Origin of the sequence: Aeromonas sp. 602658 (assembly GCF_049173005.1) — a bacterium.
GTDB classification, from domain to species: Bacteria; Pseudomonadota; Gammaproteobacteria; order Enterobacterales; family Aeromonadaceae; genus Aeromonas; species Aeromonas veronii_A.
Map to the genome: position 1 here is coordinate 13,830 of NZ_JAAKRF010000031.1, position 17,487 is coordinate 31,316.

The 17,487-nt window shown below is 61.9% G+C and carries 15 protein-coding genes; 12 read left to right on the forward strand and 3 right to left on the reverse strand.

What is annotated here, in order from left to right:
- Positions 1–70 precede the first annotated feature (70 nt).
- From glpA to G5253_RS16775, 12 genes are all read left to right on the forward strand, one after another.
- Positions 71–1,744 (forward strand): anaerobic glycerol-3-phosphate dehydrogenase subunit A, encoded by a 1,674-nt coding sequence (gene glpA, locus G5253_RS16720; protein ID WP_266134866.1) that lies wholly within the window; start codon positions 71–73, stop codon positions 1,742–1,744.
- On the forward strand, positions 1,734–2,999 hold the full coding sequence (gene glpB / locus G5253_RS16725; RefSeq protein WP_266134865.1) for a glycerol-3-phosphate dehydrogenase subunit GlpB: 1,266 nt from the start codon (positions 1,734–1,736) through the stop codon (positions 2,997–2,999). The genes glpA and glpB overlap by 11 nt, the downstream gene beginning before the upstream one ends.
- Positions 3,000–3,050: 51 nt before the next feature.
- Positions 3,051–4,253, forward strand: coding sequence for an anaerobic glycerol-3-phosphate dehydrogenase subunit GlpC (glpC, locus tag G5253_RS16730; RefSeq protein WP_266134864.1), 1,203 nt, complete (start codon positions 3,051–3,053; stop codon positions 4,251–4,253).
- A 624-nt stretch (positions 4,254–4,877) separates the two neighbouring features.
- A complete protein-coding gene (gene nrfA, locus G5253_RS16735) occupies positions 4,878–6,323 on the forward strand; it encodes an ammonia-forming nitrite reductase cytochrome c552 subunit (RefSeq protein ID WP_266134863.1) in 1,446 nt (481 codons plus the stop codon).
- 53 nt (positions 6,324–6,376) lie between these two features.
- Complete coding sequence (gene nrfB / locus G5253_RS16740) at positions 6,377–6,976, forward strand: cytochrome c nitrite reductase pentaheme subunit (RefSeq protein WP_266134862.1); 600 nt, start codon at positions 6,377–6,379, stop codon at positions 6,974–6,976.
- The gene (gene nrfC, locus G5253_RS16745; RefSeq protein ID WP_266134861.1) at positions 6,973–7,653 is read left to right on the forward strand and encodes a cytochrome c nitrite reductase Fe-S protein; all 681 of its coding nucleotides are present in this window, start codon (positions 6,973–6,975) and stop codon (positions 7,651–7,653) included. The genes nrfB and nrfC overlap by 4 nt, the downstream gene beginning before the upstream one ends.
- 87 nt (positions 7,654–7,740) lie before the next feature.
- On the forward strand, positions 7,741–8,694 hold the full coding sequence (nrfD, locus tag G5253_RS16750; RefSeq protein ID WP_266134860.1) for a cytochrome c nitrite reductase subunit NrfD: 954 nt from the start codon (positions 7,741–7,743) through the stop codon (positions 8,692–8,694).
- Positions 8,695–8,866: 172 nt separating this feature from the next.
- Complete coding sequence (nrfE, locus tag G5253_RS16755) at positions 8,867–10,834, forward strand: heme lyase NrfEFG subunit NrfE (RefSeq protein ID WP_266134872.1); 1,968 nt, start codon at positions 8,867–8,869, stop codon at positions 10,832–10,834.
- Positions 10,831–11,445 carry a DsbE family thiol:disulfide interchange protein gene (locus G5253_RS16760; protein WP_266134859.1) on the forward strand — a complete coding sequence of 205 codons (615 nt, stop codon included), beginning with the start codon at positions 10,831–10,833 and terminating at the stop codon, positions 11,443–11,445. Before nrfE ends, G5253_RS16760 begins: the two co-directional genes overlap by 4 nt.
- Positions 11,442–12,647 carry a heme lyase NrfEFG subunit NrfF gene (gene nrfF / locus G5253_RS16765; RefSeq protein WP_266134858.1) on the forward strand — a complete coding sequence of 402 codons (1,206 nt, stop codon included), beginning with the start codon at positions 11,442–11,444 and terminating at the stop codon, positions 12,645–12,647. The genes G5253_RS16760 and nrfF overlap by 4 nt, the downstream gene beginning before the upstream one ends.
- A 91-nt stretch (positions 12,648–12,738) precedes the next feature.
- Positions 12,739–13,368 (forward strand): DUF2268 domain-containing putative Zn-dependent protease, encoded by a 630-nt coding sequence (locus G5253_RS16770; protein ID WP_266134857.1) that lies wholly within the window; start codon positions 12,739–12,741, stop codon positions 13,366–13,368.
- Between the two features lie 54 nt (positions 13,369–13,422).
- The gene (locus G5253_RS16775) at positions 13,423–13,875 is read left to right on the forward strand and encodes an NUDIX hydrolase (RefSeq protein ID WP_266134856.1); all 453 of its coding nucleotides are present in this window, start codon (positions 13,423–13,425) and stop codon (positions 13,873–13,875) included.
- Between the two features lie 98 nt (positions 13,876–13,973).
- On the opposite strand, the gene phnX is transcribed toward G5253_RS16775, so the two are convergent.
- Genes phnX through phnW form a run of 3 tightly spaced genes read right to left on the reverse strand, consistent with a single transcriptional unit; the run spans position 13,974 to position 17,384 of the window.
- Complete coding sequence (phnX, locus tag G5253_RS16780; protein ID WP_266134855.1) at positions 13,974–14,813, reverse strand: phosphonoacetaldehyde hydrolase; 840 nt, start codon at positions 14,811–14,813, stop codon at positions 13,974–13,976.
- A complete protein-coding gene (locus G5253_RS16785) occupies positions 14,806–16,245 on the reverse strand; it encodes an aspartate aminotransferase family protein (protein ID WP_266134854.1) in 1,440 nt (479 codons plus the stop codon). Before G5253_RS16785 ends, phnX begins: the two co-directional genes overlap by 8 nt.
- A complete protein-coding gene (gene phnW, locus G5253_RS16790; RefSeq protein WP_266134853.1) occupies positions 16,242–17,384 on the reverse strand; it encodes a 2-aminoethylphosphonate--pyruvate transaminase in 1,143 nt (380 codons plus the stop codon). Before phnW ends, G5253_RS16785 begins: the two co-directional genes overlap by 4 nt.
- Positions 17,385–17,487 lie beyond the last annotated feature (103 nt).

The following is a 17,487-nucleotide window of genomic DNA, read 5'->3' on the forward strand; positions in this document are numbered from 1 at the left end:
CCCATATCAAACATTTCCACTCAGAAGTAGGCCACACTGGCCTCATCTGGAAGAGATGAGACGGGCAACAATGAAAAGAATAACTACACAAGTCGTCATCATAGGCGGCGGTGCCACAGGGGCCGGCATCATGCGCGATTGCGCACTGCGCGGCATCGACTGCATCCTGCTCGAGCGCGATGATATCGCCGCCGGCACCACCGGCCGCAACCACGGCCTGCTCCATTCCGGTGCCCGCTACGCGGTGACGGATCAGGAGTCCGCCCGCGAATGCATCCAGGAAAACCGCATCCTCAAGCGGATCGCCAGCCACTGTGTCGAGGACACGGGCGGCCTCTTCCTCACCCTGCCGGAAGATGACATCAATTTCCAAACCACCTTTATGGATGCCTGCGCTCTGGCCGGTATCGAAACCCGCCAGCTCGATCCCGGTGAAGCCCTGCGCATGGAGCCCAACGCCAACCCGGCGATGATCGGCGCCATCCATGTGCCGGATGGCACGGTCGATCCGTTCCGCCTCGCCGCAGCCAACGTGCTGGACGCGAAAGAACATGGCGCCCGCATTTTCACCCACTGCAAGGTGCTGGGGCTGCTGCGCACGCAAGATCGGGTACACGGGGTCAAGGCGATCAATACCCGCACCGGCGAAGCGTTCGAGGTGGAGTGTCAGGAGGTGATTAACGCCGCCGGCATCTGGGGCCAGCAAATTTGCGAATACGCCGATCTCGGCATCCGCATGTTCCCGGCCAAGGGCTCCCTGCTCATCATGGATTACCGGATCAACCAGCTGGTGCTCAACCGTGCTCGCAAACCGGCGGATGCGGACATTCTGGTGCCAGGCGACACCATCTCCCTCATAGGCACCACCTCGAGTCGCATCGATTACAACAAGATTGACCAGCTCACCGTCGAACCCGAAGAGGTCGAAGTGTTGCTGCGCGAAGGTATCAAGCTCGCCCCCATCATGGCGCGCACCCGTCTGCTGCGCGCCTACGCCGGGGTGCGCCCGCTGGTAGCGGTGGACGGTGACGACACCGGCCGCAACATCAGCCGCGGTATCGTGCTGCTGGATCACGCCGAGCGCGACGGTCTCAAGGGCTTCAACACCATCACCGGCGGCAAGCTGATGACCTACCGCCTGATGGCGGAATGGGCCACCGATCTGCTGGCCAAGAAACTCGACAACAGCAAGCCTTGCCAGACCGCCGAACTGAGCCTGCCCGGCTCACGGGATCCGGAAAAGGTCTCCGCTCCCGGTCTCTCGGTGCCGGTCGAAGGATCAGCCCAATACCGCCACGGCGAGCGGGTCATTGCCTTCTTCCGTGACAATCCCAAGGCCAACGCCCTGATCTGCGAGTGCGAAATGGTCACCGCGGGTGAAATCGAATACGCCCTGCGCGAGCTGGATGTGGACAACCTCATCGATCTGCGCCGCCGCACCCGTCTGGGAATGGGGCCCTGTCAGGGGGAGCTCTGCGCCTACCGCGCCGCCGGTCTGATGCAGGAGTACGGCAAGGCAGATGGCCGTCAGGCCTGCGTCATGCTGCGCCAGTTCCTTGAGGAGCGTTACAAGGGAACCCGCCCCGTTCTGTGGGGCGATGCCCTGCGCGAGGCCGAGTTTACCAACTGGATCTACGAAGGGCTGTTTGGCCTGGGGGAATGGACGACGCCGCAGCTGGTTGCCGATACCCCACGCGACCCAACCAGCGAGACCACTCACAAGGAGAGCCGTCATGAAGTTTGACAATATCGTTATCGGCGGTGGCATGGCGGGACTCTCGGCAGCCCTGCGGCTGGTGGAGGCGGGCCAGAAGACCCTGCTGATGGCCTCCGGCCAGAGTGCCCTGCACTTCTCCTCCGGCTCGGTCGATCTGCTCGAAAGCGAGGGGGATCCCCGCGCCGCCCTGCCTGCCTTTATGGCAGCCCATCCGGATCACCCCTACAGCAAAGTCGGAATGCAAAATATCGAAGCGAGCCTGGCCGATCTGCAGCGCCACTGCGCCGAGCAGGGGTTGCCGCTGGTGCGCCACGACACCAATCACCAGCGCCTGACCCCCATCGGCACCCTCAAGCGTACCTGGCTCTCCCCCGATACTTGTGCCTGCGTCACAGATGCGCCGATCCCGGATGTACTGCTGCTGGCCACCCTCGAGGGCTTTCGCGACTTTCATCCGGCACTGGCGGCCGCCAATCTGGCGACCCATCCGCGTTTTGCCCACTGCCACATTCTGACTGGCGAAATCCGCCTGCCCCAGCTGGCGGAATTCAGCCGCAATCCCCACGAGTTTCGCTCAGCCGACATCGCGCGCCTCTGTGACAAGCATCATCTGATGGCCGATCTGGCCCGCGAGATCAGCCGCATGGTGCAGGAGAGCGGTGTACCCGGCTGCCGCCATATCGTGCTGCCCGCCTGCCTTTCGCTGGGGCTGGTTGGCCCGCGTCTGGCGGAGCTGGAGCAGCGCACCGGCTGCACCATCAAGGAGGTGGCCACCATGCCGCCGTCTCTGATCGGAATGAGAATGCAGGAGGCGCTCAAGCGCCGCTTTATGGCCCTTGGTGGCACCTTCCTCACCAGCGAGCGGGTGCTGGGCGCCCGCTACGAAGGTGACCGGGTGGTCGGCGTACATACCCAGAATGGCGATGATCAGCTGTTCGAGGCGGACAACTTCGTGCTCGCCTCCGGCAGCTTCTTCAGCCGTGGGCTGGAATCCCGTCTGCGTGGCATTCGCGAACCCATCTTCGATGCCGATGTGTTGAGTCTGGAGGAGCGTGATGCCTGGGCCGGTCGCCGCCTGTTCGACCATCACCCTTTCATGGGCTTCGGGGTCAAGACCGACGACAAGCTCAGAGTGCTGCGTGGCGGCAAGCCGCTCACCAACCTCTATGGCGCGGGCAGTGTCTTGGCCCATTACGACCCAATTCGTGAAGGTTCCGGCTCCGGCGTTGCCGTTGCCACCGGCTGGCAGGCTGCCGGCCATATTCTGGGCGCGGCCCAATGATTACTACGTCCCATATCCCGTGTCTTCATCATCGCCGGGAGGAGAACTGACATGCTACTGGATCACGCCAACCAAACTTTCGATCAGTGCATCAAATGCACCGTCTGTACCGCCTACTGTCCGGTGGCCAAGGCCAACCCTGCCTACCCCGGCCCGAAACAGGCGGGCCCGGATGGCGAGCGGCTGCGGATCAAGAGCCCCGAGCTGTTCGATAGCGCCCTCAAGCACTGCACCAACTGCAAACGCTGCGAAGTAGCCTGCCCGAGCGGGGTGCGCATCGGCGATATCATCGCCAAGGCCAAGCACCAGTACAGCGGCTTCAAGCCGGGGATCCGCGAGTTCGTGCTCTCCCACACCGATCTGATGGGCAGCATGTCTACCCTGATGGCGCCGGTGGTCAACTTCACCACCGGCCTCAAACCGATGAAGCTGGTGCTGGACAAGGCGCTGGGGGTCTCCTCCCATCGCGATCTGCCCAAATACTCCCAGGGCACCTTCCGCGGCTGGTACAAGAAGCAGAAAGCGAGTCAGGCCCGCTTCGAGCGCCAGATCGCCTACTTCCACGGCTGCTACGTCAACTACAACCACCCGCAACTTGGCAAGGAGCTGGTGCAGGTGCTCAACGCCATGAACATCGGCGTTCAGCTGCTGGAACGGGAGAAGTGCTGCGGCGTGCCGCTGATTGCCAACGGCTTCATGGACAAGGCTAAGCAGCAGGCAGCCTTCAACATCAAGCAGCTGGAGAACACCCTGCTGGGCAACGAGATGCCGCTGCTGGCCACCTCCTCCACCTGCGGCTTTACCCTGCGCGATGAATATCCCCACCTGCTGGAGCAGGACAACCACAAGGTGCGGGATCGCATCTCGCTGGTGACCCGCTTCCTGTGGAACGAGTTCTACAAGGGCAACAAACCGGCGATGAAGCCGCTCAATCTGCACATCGCCTACCACACCCCCTGCCACATGGAGAAGATGGGCGGCGTCATCTACACCCTCGAATTGCTGCGCGCCATTCCCGGGGTCAAGGTGACGGTACTGGAGTCCCAGTGCTGCGGTATCGCCGGCACCTACGGCTTCAAGTCGGAGAACTACCAGACCAGCCAGACCATCGGCGAGGGGCTGTTTGATCAGATCAACCGCCTCTCCCCCGATCTGGTGATCACCGATTGCGAGACCTGCAAATGGCAGATCGAGATGAGCACCAGCTTCCGCTGCGAGCATCCCATTCATCTGCTGGCCCAGGCTCTGGCATAAGATGAGCGTGACCATATCCGCTGGTGTAAACCCCGAAGCCGGGGTATTCGTTGGTTCACCACCATGCCTTTGGGGCTGCAACCCAAACAGTATCTGATCACGATAAGACCTGAGAGGAGCCGGCATTGCCGGCTTCTCTCATTGATGTTGCCGACCATCTCGCCCATCGGCGGAACGCCCGGCCCGTACAGACTGTAACCGACAGCCCTCTCAAAAAAAGAATATTTATTCATTTATTATTTTTATACCCATAAATAGATAATTGATATGACAGATAACCCTGCATGCCTTGCCAAATAACACAGGCATACCTCAGGTGTCGCTCCGTCCCGCCACAGAGACTCATTACACTTCCAATATTCTGACTTTCTTAATAATTTAACCGGGATCTCATTTCTGTCTGTTGGTGCTCTCGGTAATTGATCTAGCGCAAGCCCCCCTCTGATAAATCATCATTCTTTTTACCCATTTGGTAATATCCAGCTCGAGCAATCGCATAAAAACATGGGTTTTATTCACTAATAACAATGAAGCGGCCTGCCTGCTCCTGCTTGGCGGGGGCGAACCAATGCCCACATCCAGGATGGAACTGTCAGGTCTGGCAATGAGATCGATTAGGGAGTGATGATCGTGAGTTCACGCAACAGACAGATCAAGCTGGGCCTCGCCGCCCTGCTGCTGACTACCAGCCTTGGCACCAGCGGCTGGGCACAGGCAGCCGATGAGACGCAACCCAAAGGCAAGATCGAGGCGCGCAGCGAGCTGTTCGCCAAGGATCACGCCGATCAGTTCACCAGCTGGCAAGCCACCAGCGAAAGCAAGGAACGCACCGACGCGCTGGCGGAAGATCCCAACATGGTGGTGCTGTGGGGCGGTTACCCCTTCGCCAAGGATTACAACAAGCCGCGGGGCCACTTCTATGCGCTGACCGATGTGCGCGAAACCCTGCGTACCGGCGCCCCGAAAACAGCCGAAGATGGTCCGCTGCCCATGGCCTGCTGGAGCTGCAAAGGCCCGGATGTGGCCCGCGTTATCGACGAGAAGGATGAGGATGGCTACTTCAAAGGGATGTGGGCCAAGGGTGGGCCGGAAATCGTCAACACCATCGGCTGCGCCGACTGCCACGACACCGCCTCGAAGGAGTTCAAGGAGGGCAAACCTGCCCTGCACCTCTCCCGTCCCTATGCCGATCGGGCCATGACCGCCATCGGCAAGCCGTTCAAGGATCAGGGGCGCTTTGATCAGCAGTCCCAGGTGTGCGGCCAGTGCCACGTGGAGTACTACTTCAGCGGCCCCACCAAGGCGGTCAAATTCCCCTGGGACAAGGGCACCACTGTGGAGCAGATGGAGGCCTATTACGATGAAATCGGCTTTGCCGACTGGACCCATGCCCTCTCCAAAACCCCCATGCTGAAAGCCCAGCACCCCGAGTACGAAACCTGGCGCGCTGGCATTCACGGCCAGAACAACGTCGCCTGTGTCGACTGCCACATGCCCAAGGTGCAGAACGAGCAGGGCAAGGTCTACACCGATCACAAGGTGGGTAACCCCTTCGATCGCTTCGAGCAGACCTGCCGCAACTGCCACACCCAGAGCAAGGAGATGCTGCAAGGGATTGTCAAACAGCGCAAAGAGGCGGTGATCGAAACCAAGCTGAAGGTCGAGAAGCAGCTGGTACACGCCCACTTTGAAGCCAAGGCGGCCTGGGATGCCGGCGCCACCGAGGCAGAGATGAAGGATATTCTGCAGGACATCCGGCACGCCCAGTGGCGCTGGGACTACGCCATCGCCTCCCACGGGGTGCAGATGCATGCCCCCGAAGTGGCCCTCAAGGTACTTGGCAGCGCGCTGGATAAAGCCGCTGACGCCCGCACCAAGTTGGCGCGCCTGTTGGCCAGCAAGGGGATCAGCCACGAAATCGCCATCCCCGACATCTCCACCAAGGAGAAAGCGCAAGCGGCCCTTGGCATGGATATGAAGCAGTTCAACAGCGACAAGGCCCAGTTCCTCAAGACCACGGTCCCCGCCTGGGATGCCGAGGCCAAAGCGGCCGGACGGCTGGCACAGTAACGGCGCCTGCGGGCCCGGCGCCAAGTCGGGCCCGCAGCGGATGGAGGCTTCCTATGGGTGATTTAACGATGGATTTTTTACGACTGATGCTGATGGCAGCCATGCTGTTCACCAGCCTGCAGGGTCAGGCGGCCGAGCCGGCAGCAGCCCCTGTTCCAGCTACACATGAGGTGGAATTTTTACGCAATCCCGACCAGGCCTGCACCGACTGTCACAAGGAGCAGAGCGAGGGAATGCACGGCAAGCATGGTCAGGCGACCAATCCCAACAACCTGGCACCTGTCACCTGCACCAACTGCCACGGCCAGCCCTCCCCCCAGCACAGGGAAGGGGTCAAGGATGTGATGCGCTTTAGCCACAGCCTGAAGGATAAAGAGAGCATCAAGCTTTATCCCATCAGCGAGCAGAACGGGGTCTGCATGAGTTGCCACGAGCCCAAAGTGCTGCGCGAGGCGCTCTGGGCCCACGACGTGCACACCACCAAGCTCACCTGCACCAGCTGCCACCAGTTGCATCCGGCCAAAGAGCCCATGGTGGGGATCCCGGAAAAATCCCGCATCAAGCTCTGCGTCGACTGCCACAGCAAGCAACATGAGGCCAGCAAGGCCCTGCAGGAGCAGTCCAAACCGGCTACCGGCAAGGAGGCATCATGAGCTGCTCTCGCCGTCACTTCATGGCGGGGATGAGCGCGGGGGCCCTTATAATGATGACGGGGCCGACTCGCTCCCTTGCCACCCCCCTCGCCCACAGCCAGACCATCGACGGGATCCGCTATGGCATGATCCACGATGAGACGGCCTGCATCGGCTGCACCGCCTGCATGGATGCCTGCCGGGAGGTGAATCAGGTACCGGAAGGGGTCTCGCGCCTCGAGATCATCCGTTCAGGTCCCATCGGTGAATTTCCCGACGCCGAGTACCGCTTCTTTCGCAAGTCCTGCCAGCACTGCGACAACGCCCCCTGCGTGCATGTCTGCCCCACCGGCGCCTCCCATATCCGCAAGGAGGATGGCATCGTCGATGTCGACGCGGATCTCTGCGTCGGCTGCATGTATTGTCTGGCCGCCTGCCCCTATCAGGTGCGCTTTATCAACCCTGTGACCCGGGTTGCCGACAAGTGCGACTTTTGCCGCAAGACCAACCTGGCGGCGGGCAAGGAGCCGGCCTGCGTGGAATCCTGCCCCACCAAGGCGCTGGTGTTCGGTAATCTGGATGATCCGGACAGCCCCATCGCCCAACGGCTGGTGAAGGAGACCACCTATCGCTACAAGCAGGCGCTCGGCACCTCGCCCAAGATGTACCGCGTGCCCAAAGGGGAGATAACGTCATGACCATGCAAGCGGCATTTTATTTTCCCTCCCTTGTCTGGGGATTTGTCCGATCGCCATCTACCGCAGTAACAGAGGGAGGAATGGATCATGTTGCATGACGCATTTCACTTCCCTTCCCTTGTCTGGGACTGGCCCATCGCTATCTATCTCTTTCTGCTAGGCATCTCCGCCGGAGCCACCACCCTCTCGGTGCTGTTGCGCCGCAAGGGGGCAGGCAGCGAGAGCGGCATCATCAAAGCGACCGCCATTCTGGCGCCAGCGAGCGTGATATTGGGGCTGCTGATCCTTATCTTCCATCTGGCCCGCCCCTGGACCTTCTGGAAGCTGATGTTCCACTACCAGTTCGACTCAGTAATGTCGATGGGGGTCATGCTGTTTCAGCTCTATATGGCGGTGCTGTTCGCCTGGCTGGCGGTGGTGTTTCGCACCGAGATCGAGGCAATGCGCAGCCAGTTACTGAAAGAGAAGTTCGCCTTTGTGGATGGTCTGATCGCTTGGCTCGCCCGCATCGAGCGGCTGCTGGCGCCGCTGTTGCTGCTGCTCGCCGTACTGCTAGGTGCCTATACCGGCTTTCTGCTCTCGGCGCTCAAGACCTATCCGCTCTTGAACAACCCGGTGCTGCCGGTGCTGTTTTTGGTCTCGGGCATCAGCTCAGGTATCGCCTCCACCATCTTGCTGGCGGTGACGCTCTTCAAGGAGAACCATCACAGCCAGGGGGTGAGCTTCGTGCATCGCTTCGAGCGACCGGTGCTGGCGGTGGAGGTGCTGCTGCTGGTCTGCTTCTTTACCGGCCTCTACTTTGGTGGCGGCCAGAAAGAGGTGGCCATGTGGGCCGCCATCGGCAGCGGCTTCTGGGCTCAGGTGTTCTGGCTCGGGGTGGTGGGGATCGGCATGCTGCTGCCCCAGCTGCTGGCCCTGCTGACCCCGGCGCCCCTGCGGGAGCGCAACGGCCATCTGGTGCTGGTCTGCAGCCTGACCCTGGTGGGGATCCTGCTGCTGCGCTACTTCGTGCTCTATGCCGGCCAGATGACGGTAGTTTAAAGGTATGATCACCAGCGCCAGCCACCCTCGGGTGACTGGCGCTGGCTTGTTGCTGGCCCAATGAATTTCTGGTGATGCCACACCCGTTGCTTGGCAATGTTCTCCGCCAAAGGGAGACGACGCAGCGTGTGTGTCATGACATGAATGACATCAAAGATTGACTGGAGGTTATGTGCTGGCGGAGCTCGGCTATCTCTCACTGTTGCTGGCGGCGGCACTCTCCTTGCTCCAGGGCACACTGCCCTGGCTGGGATTACGGCTCGCCTCCCCGACCCTGCTGCGCTGCGCCAAGCCGCTGGCGCTGATCAATGCCATCCTGCTGTTGACCGCCCTACAGCTGCTCGCCAGCTGTTTTGGCCTCGATGACTTCACCCTGGTCTATGTGGCCCAACATGCCAACAGCGCCCTGCCGCTGGGCTTCAAGCTGGCGGCGGTATGGGGCGGCCACGAGGGCTCCATGCTCTTTTTCGTCTTTGCGCTGGGGCTGTGGGGCGCGCTGGTGGCCCTTTGCTCCAAGCGGGTCGATCCGCTGATCACAGCCCGGGTATTGGCCATCATGGGGCTGATCGTCGGGCTGTTCGGCCTCTATACCCTGATCTTCTCCAGCCCGTTTGACCGCCAGTTCCCGGGGCCGCTGGAGGGGCGCGACCTCAACCCCATGCTGCAGGATATCGGCCTCATCATCCACCCACCCCTGCTCTATCTCGGTTACGTCGGCTTTGCGGTCAACTTCGCCTTCGCCATGGCGGCGCTGCACTCGGGCCGGCTCGATGGCGCAGTAGCCCACTGGAGTCGCCCCTGGGCGCTCGGCTCCTGGGTGTTTCTCACCGCCGGCATCGTGCTGGGCTCCTGGTGGGCCTATTACGAACTGGGCTGGGGCGGCTGGTGGTTCTGGGATCCGGTAGAAAATGCCTCCCTCTTGCCCTGGCTGCTGGGCACTGCCCTGCTGCACGCCCTGATTGTCTGCGAGAAACGAGGCGCTTACGGCCACGCCGTGCTGTTGCTCTCCATCTTCACCTTCGCCTTGAGCCTGCTCGGCACCTTTGTGGTACGCTCCGGGGTGCTCACCTCGGTGCACGCCTTTGCGGTGGACCCCAGCCGAGGCCTCACCCTCTTGCTGCTGCTCGGCTTGCTATTGACCAGCGCCCTCACCCTGTTTGCCCTGCGGGCAGACATTCGCGCCCCCTATACCCGCTTTGGCTTGCTGTCAAAAGAGGGGCTGCTCGGCGCCGCCATCCTGCTGCTCTGCGTGGCCTGCGCCAGCGTGCTGCTCGGCACCTTCTACCCCATGGTGTTCCAGTCGCTCCATCTGGGCTCGCTCTCGGTGGGTGCCCCCTATTTCAATGCCATCTTCGTACCGCTTGCCCTCTGCCTGATGGCGCTAATGACCCAGCTGCCACGCCTGCGCTGGCAGCAGCTTGCGCCACATTCCCGACTCAACGCTCTGTTGCCGCCGCTGTTTGGCCTGCTTGGCGGCGGGCTCATTAGCCTTGCCTATCTGGAACAGGGATCTTTTTCCGGTAACTGGAACGGCATCCTCGCCAATATAGTGAGCCTCTGGCTGATGGCTAGCCTGTTGCTCCCGCTCTTGCAACTGACGTCGCTGCGCGAGCTCACCCTCAATCGGTTCGGCAGCTTGCTGGCCCACCTCGGGGTGGCGGTGTGTGCCCTTGGCATCGCGCAGGTGAGTCACCACAGTCAGGAGGGGGGCACTGTGCTAAGTGCCAACCAGCCCTACCAGCTCGGTGCCTTCGAGTTTCGCTATGAAGGGCGCGAGCCGGTGATCGGCCCCAACTATACCGCCGAGCGGATCACGCTTAGCGTGCACAAGAATGGTAAAGAGGTGGCGCGGCTGACGCCGGAGCGGCGCCACTACAGCGTGCGCACCATGAACATGAACGAACCGGGCATCGCGTGGGGAATGCTCGGCGATCTTTACGTGGTGCTGGGTGAGAAGATGGGACCAGATGCCTATGCCATGCGGCTGCATTACAAACCTCTGGTGCGCTGGATCTGGCTCGGCGGCCTGTTGATGATGGCAGGCGGCACCCTGCGCCTGCTCGCCCGCCGCCCCTTGCTTGCCTCCCGCACCGTTGCGGTTGGCACCTCCCATCCCCGGCTCGAACAGGAGGCATTATGAGATCCCGCCTGCGCCTCTTTCTTCCACTGCTACTGACCCTGAGCCTCGGCATCCTGCTCTGGCTCGGCCTTGGCAACAATCCCTACAGCCAGGATGAGGCAACGCTCGGACGTACCCTGCCTGCGTGGCAGAGCGACAATCTGCTGGATGGGAGTCGGCTCCAGACCGCCAGCCTCAAAGGTGAGCCCTTTGTCCTTAACGTGTGGGCCAGCTGGTGCGTCAACTGCCGCGCCGAGCATCCGTTGCTCAGCGAGCTCGCGGGCACAGTGCCCCTCTACGGTCTCAACTACCGGGACAAGGGGGATGCGGCCCGCGCCTGGCTTATCCAGGCGGGCAACCCCTATCGCGCCGTGCTGGCCGACCCTGACGGCAAACTGGCGCTGGAGCTCGGCGTCTACGGCACGCCAGAGACCTATCTGTTTGATGCCGATGGTGCCCTGCTCGCCCGCCATACCGGCGAGCTTACCAAAGGGATCTGGCAACGCCAGTTTGCCCCGCTGCTCGACCAGGCGCGAGCGGATGCGCAGATCAAGGCCGCCACAACGGCACCCGCAATTGCGCCATCTATTGCACCAGCTATTGCAATATCAGCGCGGGAGACACAGCCATGATGCGCCGTTCTCTTGCCTGCACCCTGCTGGCCCTCGGCATGCTGCTGAGTGCAACTGCATATTCCAGCGGGGTCGATACCTATCAGTTTCGCCATCCAGAGCTGCAGACCCGCGCTCAGGAAGTGGCCCGCGCCCTACGTTGCCCCCAGTGCCAGAACCAGAACCTGGTGGAGTCCAACTCCCCCATCGCGCGGGATCTGCGACTCGAGGTCTACCGCTGGGTAGACGAGGGGCAGTCTGATGAACAGGTGATCGCCCGCATGACGGAGCGCTTCGGTGATTTCGTCCGCTACGATCCCCCCTTCAAGGCCAGCACGGCGCTGCTGTGGGGCGGTCCCCTGCTGCTGTTGGGGCTGGCGCTGTTGACCCTATTTCGCCGCCTGACACGCACAAAGGTGCAACCCATCCCTGCCGTTAAGGCCATCGTTGAGGCCCCCCCTCAACCCGCCGCCGATCCGCGCAGCGAATTGAATTTGCTGATCATGCACGGGGAGCAGGCAGGCCTCTCCCCCGACCAACCACTCTACAGGGAGCTGAGCGCCGCCCGTTTGGCCAACGCCATCCCGGCGGCTGAGCTGGCCCTGCGCACGCAACTGGCCAGCCAGCGTGACAATCGCGGCCGCAATAACCAGCACGGGCGGACCTTGTTGCTGCTTGGCATCATGGCCATCGCGGCCGTTGCCGCTGTGTATTTCAGCAGCGGCCGCTATCAGGCATGGCAGGATTATGCATCCCGTCCCGATCCGCTGGCGGGGTTGAGCCCGCGGGATCTGCAGGACAAGGAGCTGGGGAGTCTGCATCAGAAGCTTCAACGCAGCCCCGCCGATCTCGACAGCTGGGCGGCGCTCGGCCAGCTCTATCTCTATCGGGGTGAATATGACAACGCCCTGCTCGCCTACCAACGTCTCGCTCTGCTGGAGGGAGGCGCCAGCGCGGCGACCCAGGCCGCGCAGGCCACCGTGCTCTACTATCAGGCGGGCCAGCAGCTGACTTCCGAGGCAACCCGCCTGCTGGAGAGCGCCCTCAAGCAGGACGCGGGGGAAGTGAGCGCCCTGATGCTGCTCGCCTCCGATCACTTCCTGCATGGTCGCTACAGGCAGGCCATTGCGCTGTGGCAGCAACTGCTCGATGGCGAGCGCCCTCGCATCAACCGGGCCGCGCTGATCGAGGCGATCCAGACGGCAAGCATAATGGGCGGGTAAACCCTTGATTGAAGGAGGGTAATCGTGGTGATATGGCGCCGCGACCACGCAAGTGGTTCAGCACTCTCTTTCAATAGACAAGGATGTCTGGATGCAACTCACCCTGTTAAACGACTCGGGCAAATTCGATGGGCTCGATGACACCATTAGGCACGTCTTTGCCGAGACGGCGCACAAATTGAATGTCTTGTTCAATCTCTCCCAACTGGATGTCACCTTCAGCCCTTTTGCCGAGGGGGATGCTCCCGACTCGGGTATCGGTGGCTGGGCCATCAACATGTATCGAATAGAACTCCAGCTTGATCTGGAACGGCCTGATATCAAAGAGGTGATCATCACCGAATTGCCTGCCGTGCTGGCCCACGAAGTCCACCATATCGTGCAAAAGAAGAACAAGGTGGAAGCAGAAACACTGGCCGAAAACCTGATTTTTGAAGGGCTGGCCTGCTACTTTGAGCAGAGGTTCAATGGTGGCACACTCCCCTCGCTGTTCAAGGAGTCTCATCACCATGACTGGCAATCGATCCTGGCAGAGATGACGCCCCATCTATCCAGCAAGCAGTTCAACTATTTAGACTTTTTCTACTGCCGTGATAACCGGCCATTTCCCAAATATGCCGGTTACTGGGTGGGGTTCAATCTGGTGGCCAACTATCTGGCCAAAAATGGCCTGAATGAAATAGAGGTCATGGGCCTGCCCGCCGAGGCGTATTTCAATTAACACGCCTTCACAATGTTCGTGGCTATCACAGAGCCCAAACCCGGAGAGAAGATCATGATCCCCATTCGCTGCAAGGCCGTCTCTGGCGTTGCCCTTACCACTGTCGATGGCGAAACCAGATTGCTGGTGATGAAACGGGTCAAGGGGGGCTTCTGGTGTCATGTGGCAGGCACGGTGGAGGCGGGTGAAACCGGCTGGCAGACCATTATTCGGGAGTTTGGCGAAGAGACGGGGATCCGGGTCACCGAGCTCTACAACGGCCAGTATCTGGAGCAGTTTTACGATGCCGCCTTGAATACGGTGGAGGTGGTACCGGTTTTTGTGGTCTATTGCCCGGCCAATCAGGCGGCGACCCTCAACGATGAGCACACAGACTATCGCTGGTGTTCCCTGGCCGAAGCCAAGGCGCTGGTGAGTTTCCCCGGCCAGAAGGCGCTCTACGACCATATCTGGCACTACTTTGTCGACAACGCCCCCTCTCCCCTGATGCGGGTCGATATCCGCTGACCGCACACGGCTTCCCCCTGTAAATGCAACACGCCCCCGGATGGGGGCGTGTTGTATCTAAAGCCAGTCAAGCGCTTTTGTTAGACCAAGCAGATGGCCTATGGCCGCTCGCCAGCGGCCAGACGGCGGTTGATATCGGCGATAACCGGGGCGATGTCGGCCAGGGTATCAATCACATAGTGTGCCCCCGCCGCCCACAGTTTGGCCTCGGCCGGTGCGCGCCGGGCGGCGCTCTCCGCCTCGCTCATGGCGACAAACTCTTCCCAGGTGGCGCCAAACTCGTTGCCGGAAACCGACAGCCCCACAGTCCACATGCCCGCGTTCAACCCTTCGCTGATACCCGGCACGGCGTCATCCACCTTGATACAGCGATGCACCGCATTCACTCCCAGCTCAATTACGTTGGCCAGTGCCATCCAGGGGCCGGGGCGACCACCGGCTTTGAGGTCATCGGTGGCGACCCAGTGATCCGGCCGATAGCCGTGATCGGCCGCCGCAGGTACCAGCGCCTCCATCACCGGACGGGGATAACCGGAGCAGGAGCCGATGCGCAGCCCCTGACCCCGCAGAGCGTCCAGCACCGGCAGCACACCGGGAATGGGGGCTGCAAAGCGGGTCACCGCGGCAATCTGCAGCGGCATAAAGGTGTGATAAAGGTGGTCCACCTCGGCGGGGCTCATGGGGTGGCCGAAGCGGGCCTGCCAGCGCGCATCCACCGAGGGCAGACGGCCCAGCGCGGCGATATGATCCCACTTGCCAAGGCCCATGGGCTGGCGCGCCTCATCCAGGGTCACGGGGAAGTCATAGGCGCGGGCGAAGGCCTCGACGAAGATGGAGGTGGGGGCGAAGGAGCCGAAGTCGACGACGGTGCCGGCCCAGTCGAGGATCAGCGCCTCTACGTCGGTGGTCGGGTCTACAGCAATCTGCAAGTCAGTCATGGTGATGTTCCTGTTTCGGTGAAAGTGCGATCTCGCCAAGGGCGCGATCGAGAATAGTGATGGCCCGCACCAGATCGGCGCGGGCGATGTTGAGCGGCGGCGAGAGCTGGATGACATTGCCCTGAGAGACCTTGAAGCTGAGCCCCAGCTCCAGACAGCGGTAGAGCAGCCGCTCGGCGGCCTGGCTATTGCGGGTGCGACTCTGGTGATCGACCACCAGATCGAGTGCCCAGAGCAAACCGATACCGCGCACCTGCCCGATCAGCGGGTGACGTTCGGCAAGCGCCGCTAGCTCTGCCGCCATAAAGCGGCCATCCTCCTGCGCTTTTGCAAGCAACCCCTCTTCACGGATGGTACTGACGGTGGCGAGGGCAGCCGCGCAGCCGATGGGGCTCTTCTCGTGGGTGTAGTGACCGAGCGAAATAGCTGCGGCCTGATTGAAACGGTCGCGGGTGATGAGCGCCGCAAACGGTACCACCCCGCCCCCCAGCCCCTTACCCAGACAGATGATGTCGGGTTCGATGCCGAACTCTTCAAAGCTGAACCAGTGGCCGGTGCGACCCAGGGCATTCGGGATCTCGTCGACGATCAACAGCACCTTGTGGCGATCGCAGATCTCCCGCACCCGCTGCCAGTAGGCCTTCGAGGGCACCTGCACATCGGTGTTGCGGATGGGTTCGGCGATAAAGGCGCCGATCCCTCCCTCCTTCTCGATGACGTACTCCAGATAATCGGCGTAGTGCAGGTCATCCCCCTCCCCGCGGTACCAGACACCGCGATAACGGGTGGGGGGCGGGATGCGCTCCACTCCGGCCATCAGTGGGCCCATACCGGCGCGAAAACAGGCCTCGCCGCCGACCGAGATGGCATCGAGGGAGGCGCCGTGAAAGGCATCCCACAGGGACACCACCTTGCTGTTGCCAGTAATGAAGCGGGCAAGCTTCAAAGCAATCCCCACTACCTCGCTGCCACCGGGGGCGAACAGCACCCGGTTGAGATCGCCGGGGGCCAGTTCGGCCAAGGTGCGGGCACAATCGATGGCAACCAGATGGGTGTAGCGGCGGGGTGCAAACGGCAGATCGGCGAGTTGCTGCTGCACCGCGGCCACCACCCTGGGGTGGCCGTGGCCCAACTGATGTACGCTGTTGCCGTGAAAATCGAGGTAACGCGCGCCCGATACGCTGGTCAGCCAGCTCCCCTGCGCGCGCTCAAGCAGATCGAGACAGGGGGTGGAGAGCGCCTGATGGAGAAAGTAGCGGCTATCCTCCGCCAATCCGGCCTGTACCTCTTCGCTCTGACCCGCCCACCAGCGCGCCCGCCCCTCTCCGAGGTTGATATCCCCTTCGCTGTCGGCGCGGCCACTGCCGTGCAGCTTATGGTCGTGCAAATCGCGGCCACGCAGATCACGCCCCTGAGCCAGCATGCTGGTCATCGCGCGTCCCCTTGCCAGTAGCAGGCGCTGGCCATGGCGGCGAGCAAGCTGCGCACCCGCTCCGGGGTCACGTCGCCGATATTGCCGATACGGAAGCAATCGGCTTGGGAGACCTTGCCCGGGTAGATGACAAAGCCCTGCGCCTTGAGCCGCTGGTAGAAGTCGGCGAAGCGGTAATCAGGATGGGTCGGAGAGTAGAAGGCGGTGATGATGGGGGATTGCCACTGCTCGGGCAGCAGTGGCGCAAAGCCGAGGGCAGCCATCCCCGCCACCAGCGTGCGCTGATTTTCACTGTAGCGCTGATGGCGGGCTTCAATGCCCCCCTCTTCGTCCAGCTCGCGCAGCGCCTGGGCAAAGGCAAGCACAGTATGGGTGGGCGAGGTAAAGCGCCACTTGCCCCCTTGCTGCTCCATGGTCTGCCACTGGGCATGCAGGTCGAGGGAGACAGAGCGGGCACGACCGGCACAGGCAGTGAGCGCCACGCGGCGAGCGATGACGAAGCCAAAGCCCGGTACCCCCTGAATGCACTTGTTGGCGGAACTGATCAGAAACTCGATGCCAAGTCGCCCAATGTCGATGGGGATGCCGCCAAAGCTGCTCATGGCATCGACGATCAGGCGGATGCCGCGGCGCTGGCAGAGCTCAGCTACCTCCTCAAGGGGGTTGAGCATACCGGTGGTGGTCTCGCAGTGCACCATAGCCAGATGGGTGATCTCGGGGTGGCGCGCCAGCATCGCCTCGATGGCGGCGGGCTCCGGGCGGGTCGTCTCGCCGCAATCCAGCTCGTGGTGCCGCAGGCCAAGGCAGCGGGCCATCTCCCCCATGCGGGCACCGTAGGCGCCGTTGTTGATGATCAGCAGACACTCATCGACGCCGATCGCCGAGCCCAGCACGCTCTCCACCACATAGCTGCCACTCCCTTGCAGCAGCACGGCGCTGTAGTCACTTTGATATTCAGGGCCAGTTGCAAGCCGCACCAGCTCGCGGCGGATGGGCTCCACCACACCCAGGTTGTAGTCCGCATCCCAGGTACAGCTGTCTTGCAGCATGGCGGCGCGCACCGTCGCGGTGGTCGAGAGGGGGCCCGGGGTCAGCAGCAGGTAATCGACGGCGGCGGGGGCCGCAGGAATATGGGTCATGACTTCGCTCCTTTTTGGTATATACCAGAATGAGCGCATTGTGGGTAACTGCCCCGCCAAGGTCAAAGGGGTGGCGCTACGTGCAACAAAAAATTCATTTTCA

Coding starts and splice junctions, on each gene's coding strand:
- glpB (WP_266134865.1), top strand. CDS start 1,734: ATGAAGTTTGACAATATCGTTATCGGCGGTGGCATGGCGGGACTCTCG.
- G5253_RS16775 (WP_266134856.1), top strand. CDS start 13,423: ATGATCCCCATTCGCTGCAAGGCCGTCTCTGGCGTTGCCCTTACCACT.
- nrfA (WP_266134863.1), top strand. CDS start 4,878: ATGATCGTGAGTTCACGCAACAGACAGATCAAGCTGGGCCTCGCCGCC.
- G5253_RS16760 (WP_266134859.1), top strand. CDS start 10,831: ATGAGATCCCGCCTGCGCCTCTTTCTTCCACTGCTACTGACCCTGAGC.
- glpC (WP_266134864.1), top strand. CDS start 3,051: ATGCTACTGGATCACGCCAACCAAACTTTCGATCAGTGCATCAAATGC.
- nrfB (WP_266134862.1), top strand. CDS start 6,377: ATGGGTGATTTAACGATGGATTTTTTACGACTGATGCTGATGGCAGCC.
- G5253_RS16770 (WP_266134857.1), top strand. CDS start 12,739: ATGCAACTCACCCTGTTAAACGACTCGGGCAAATTCGATGGGCTCGAT.
- nrfC (WP_266134861.1), top strand. CDS start 6,973: ATGAGCTGCTCTCGCCGTCACTTCATGGCGGGGATGAGCGCGGGGGCC.
- nrfD (WP_266134860.1), top strand. CDS start 7,741: ATGTTGCATGACGCATTTCACTTCCCTTCCCTTGTCTGGGACTGGCCC.
- phnX (WP_266134855.1), bottom strand. CDS start 14,813: ATGACTGACTTGCAGATTGCTGTAGACCCGACCACCGACGTAGAGGCG.
- nrfF (WP_266134858.1), top strand. CDS start 11,442: ATGATGCGCCGTTCTCTTGCCTGCACCCTGCTGGCCCTCGGCATGCTG.
- phnW (WP_266134853.1), bottom strand. CDS start 17,384: ATGACCCATATTCCTGCGGCCCCCGCCGCCGTCGATTACCTGCTGCTG.
- glpA (WP_266134866.1), top strand. CDS start 71: ATGAAAAGAATAACTACACAAGTCGTCATCATAGGCGGCGGTGCCACA.
- G5253_RS16785 (WP_266134854.1), bottom strand. CDS start 16,245: ATGACCAGCATGCTGGCTCAGGGGCGTGATCTGCGTGGCCGCGATTTG.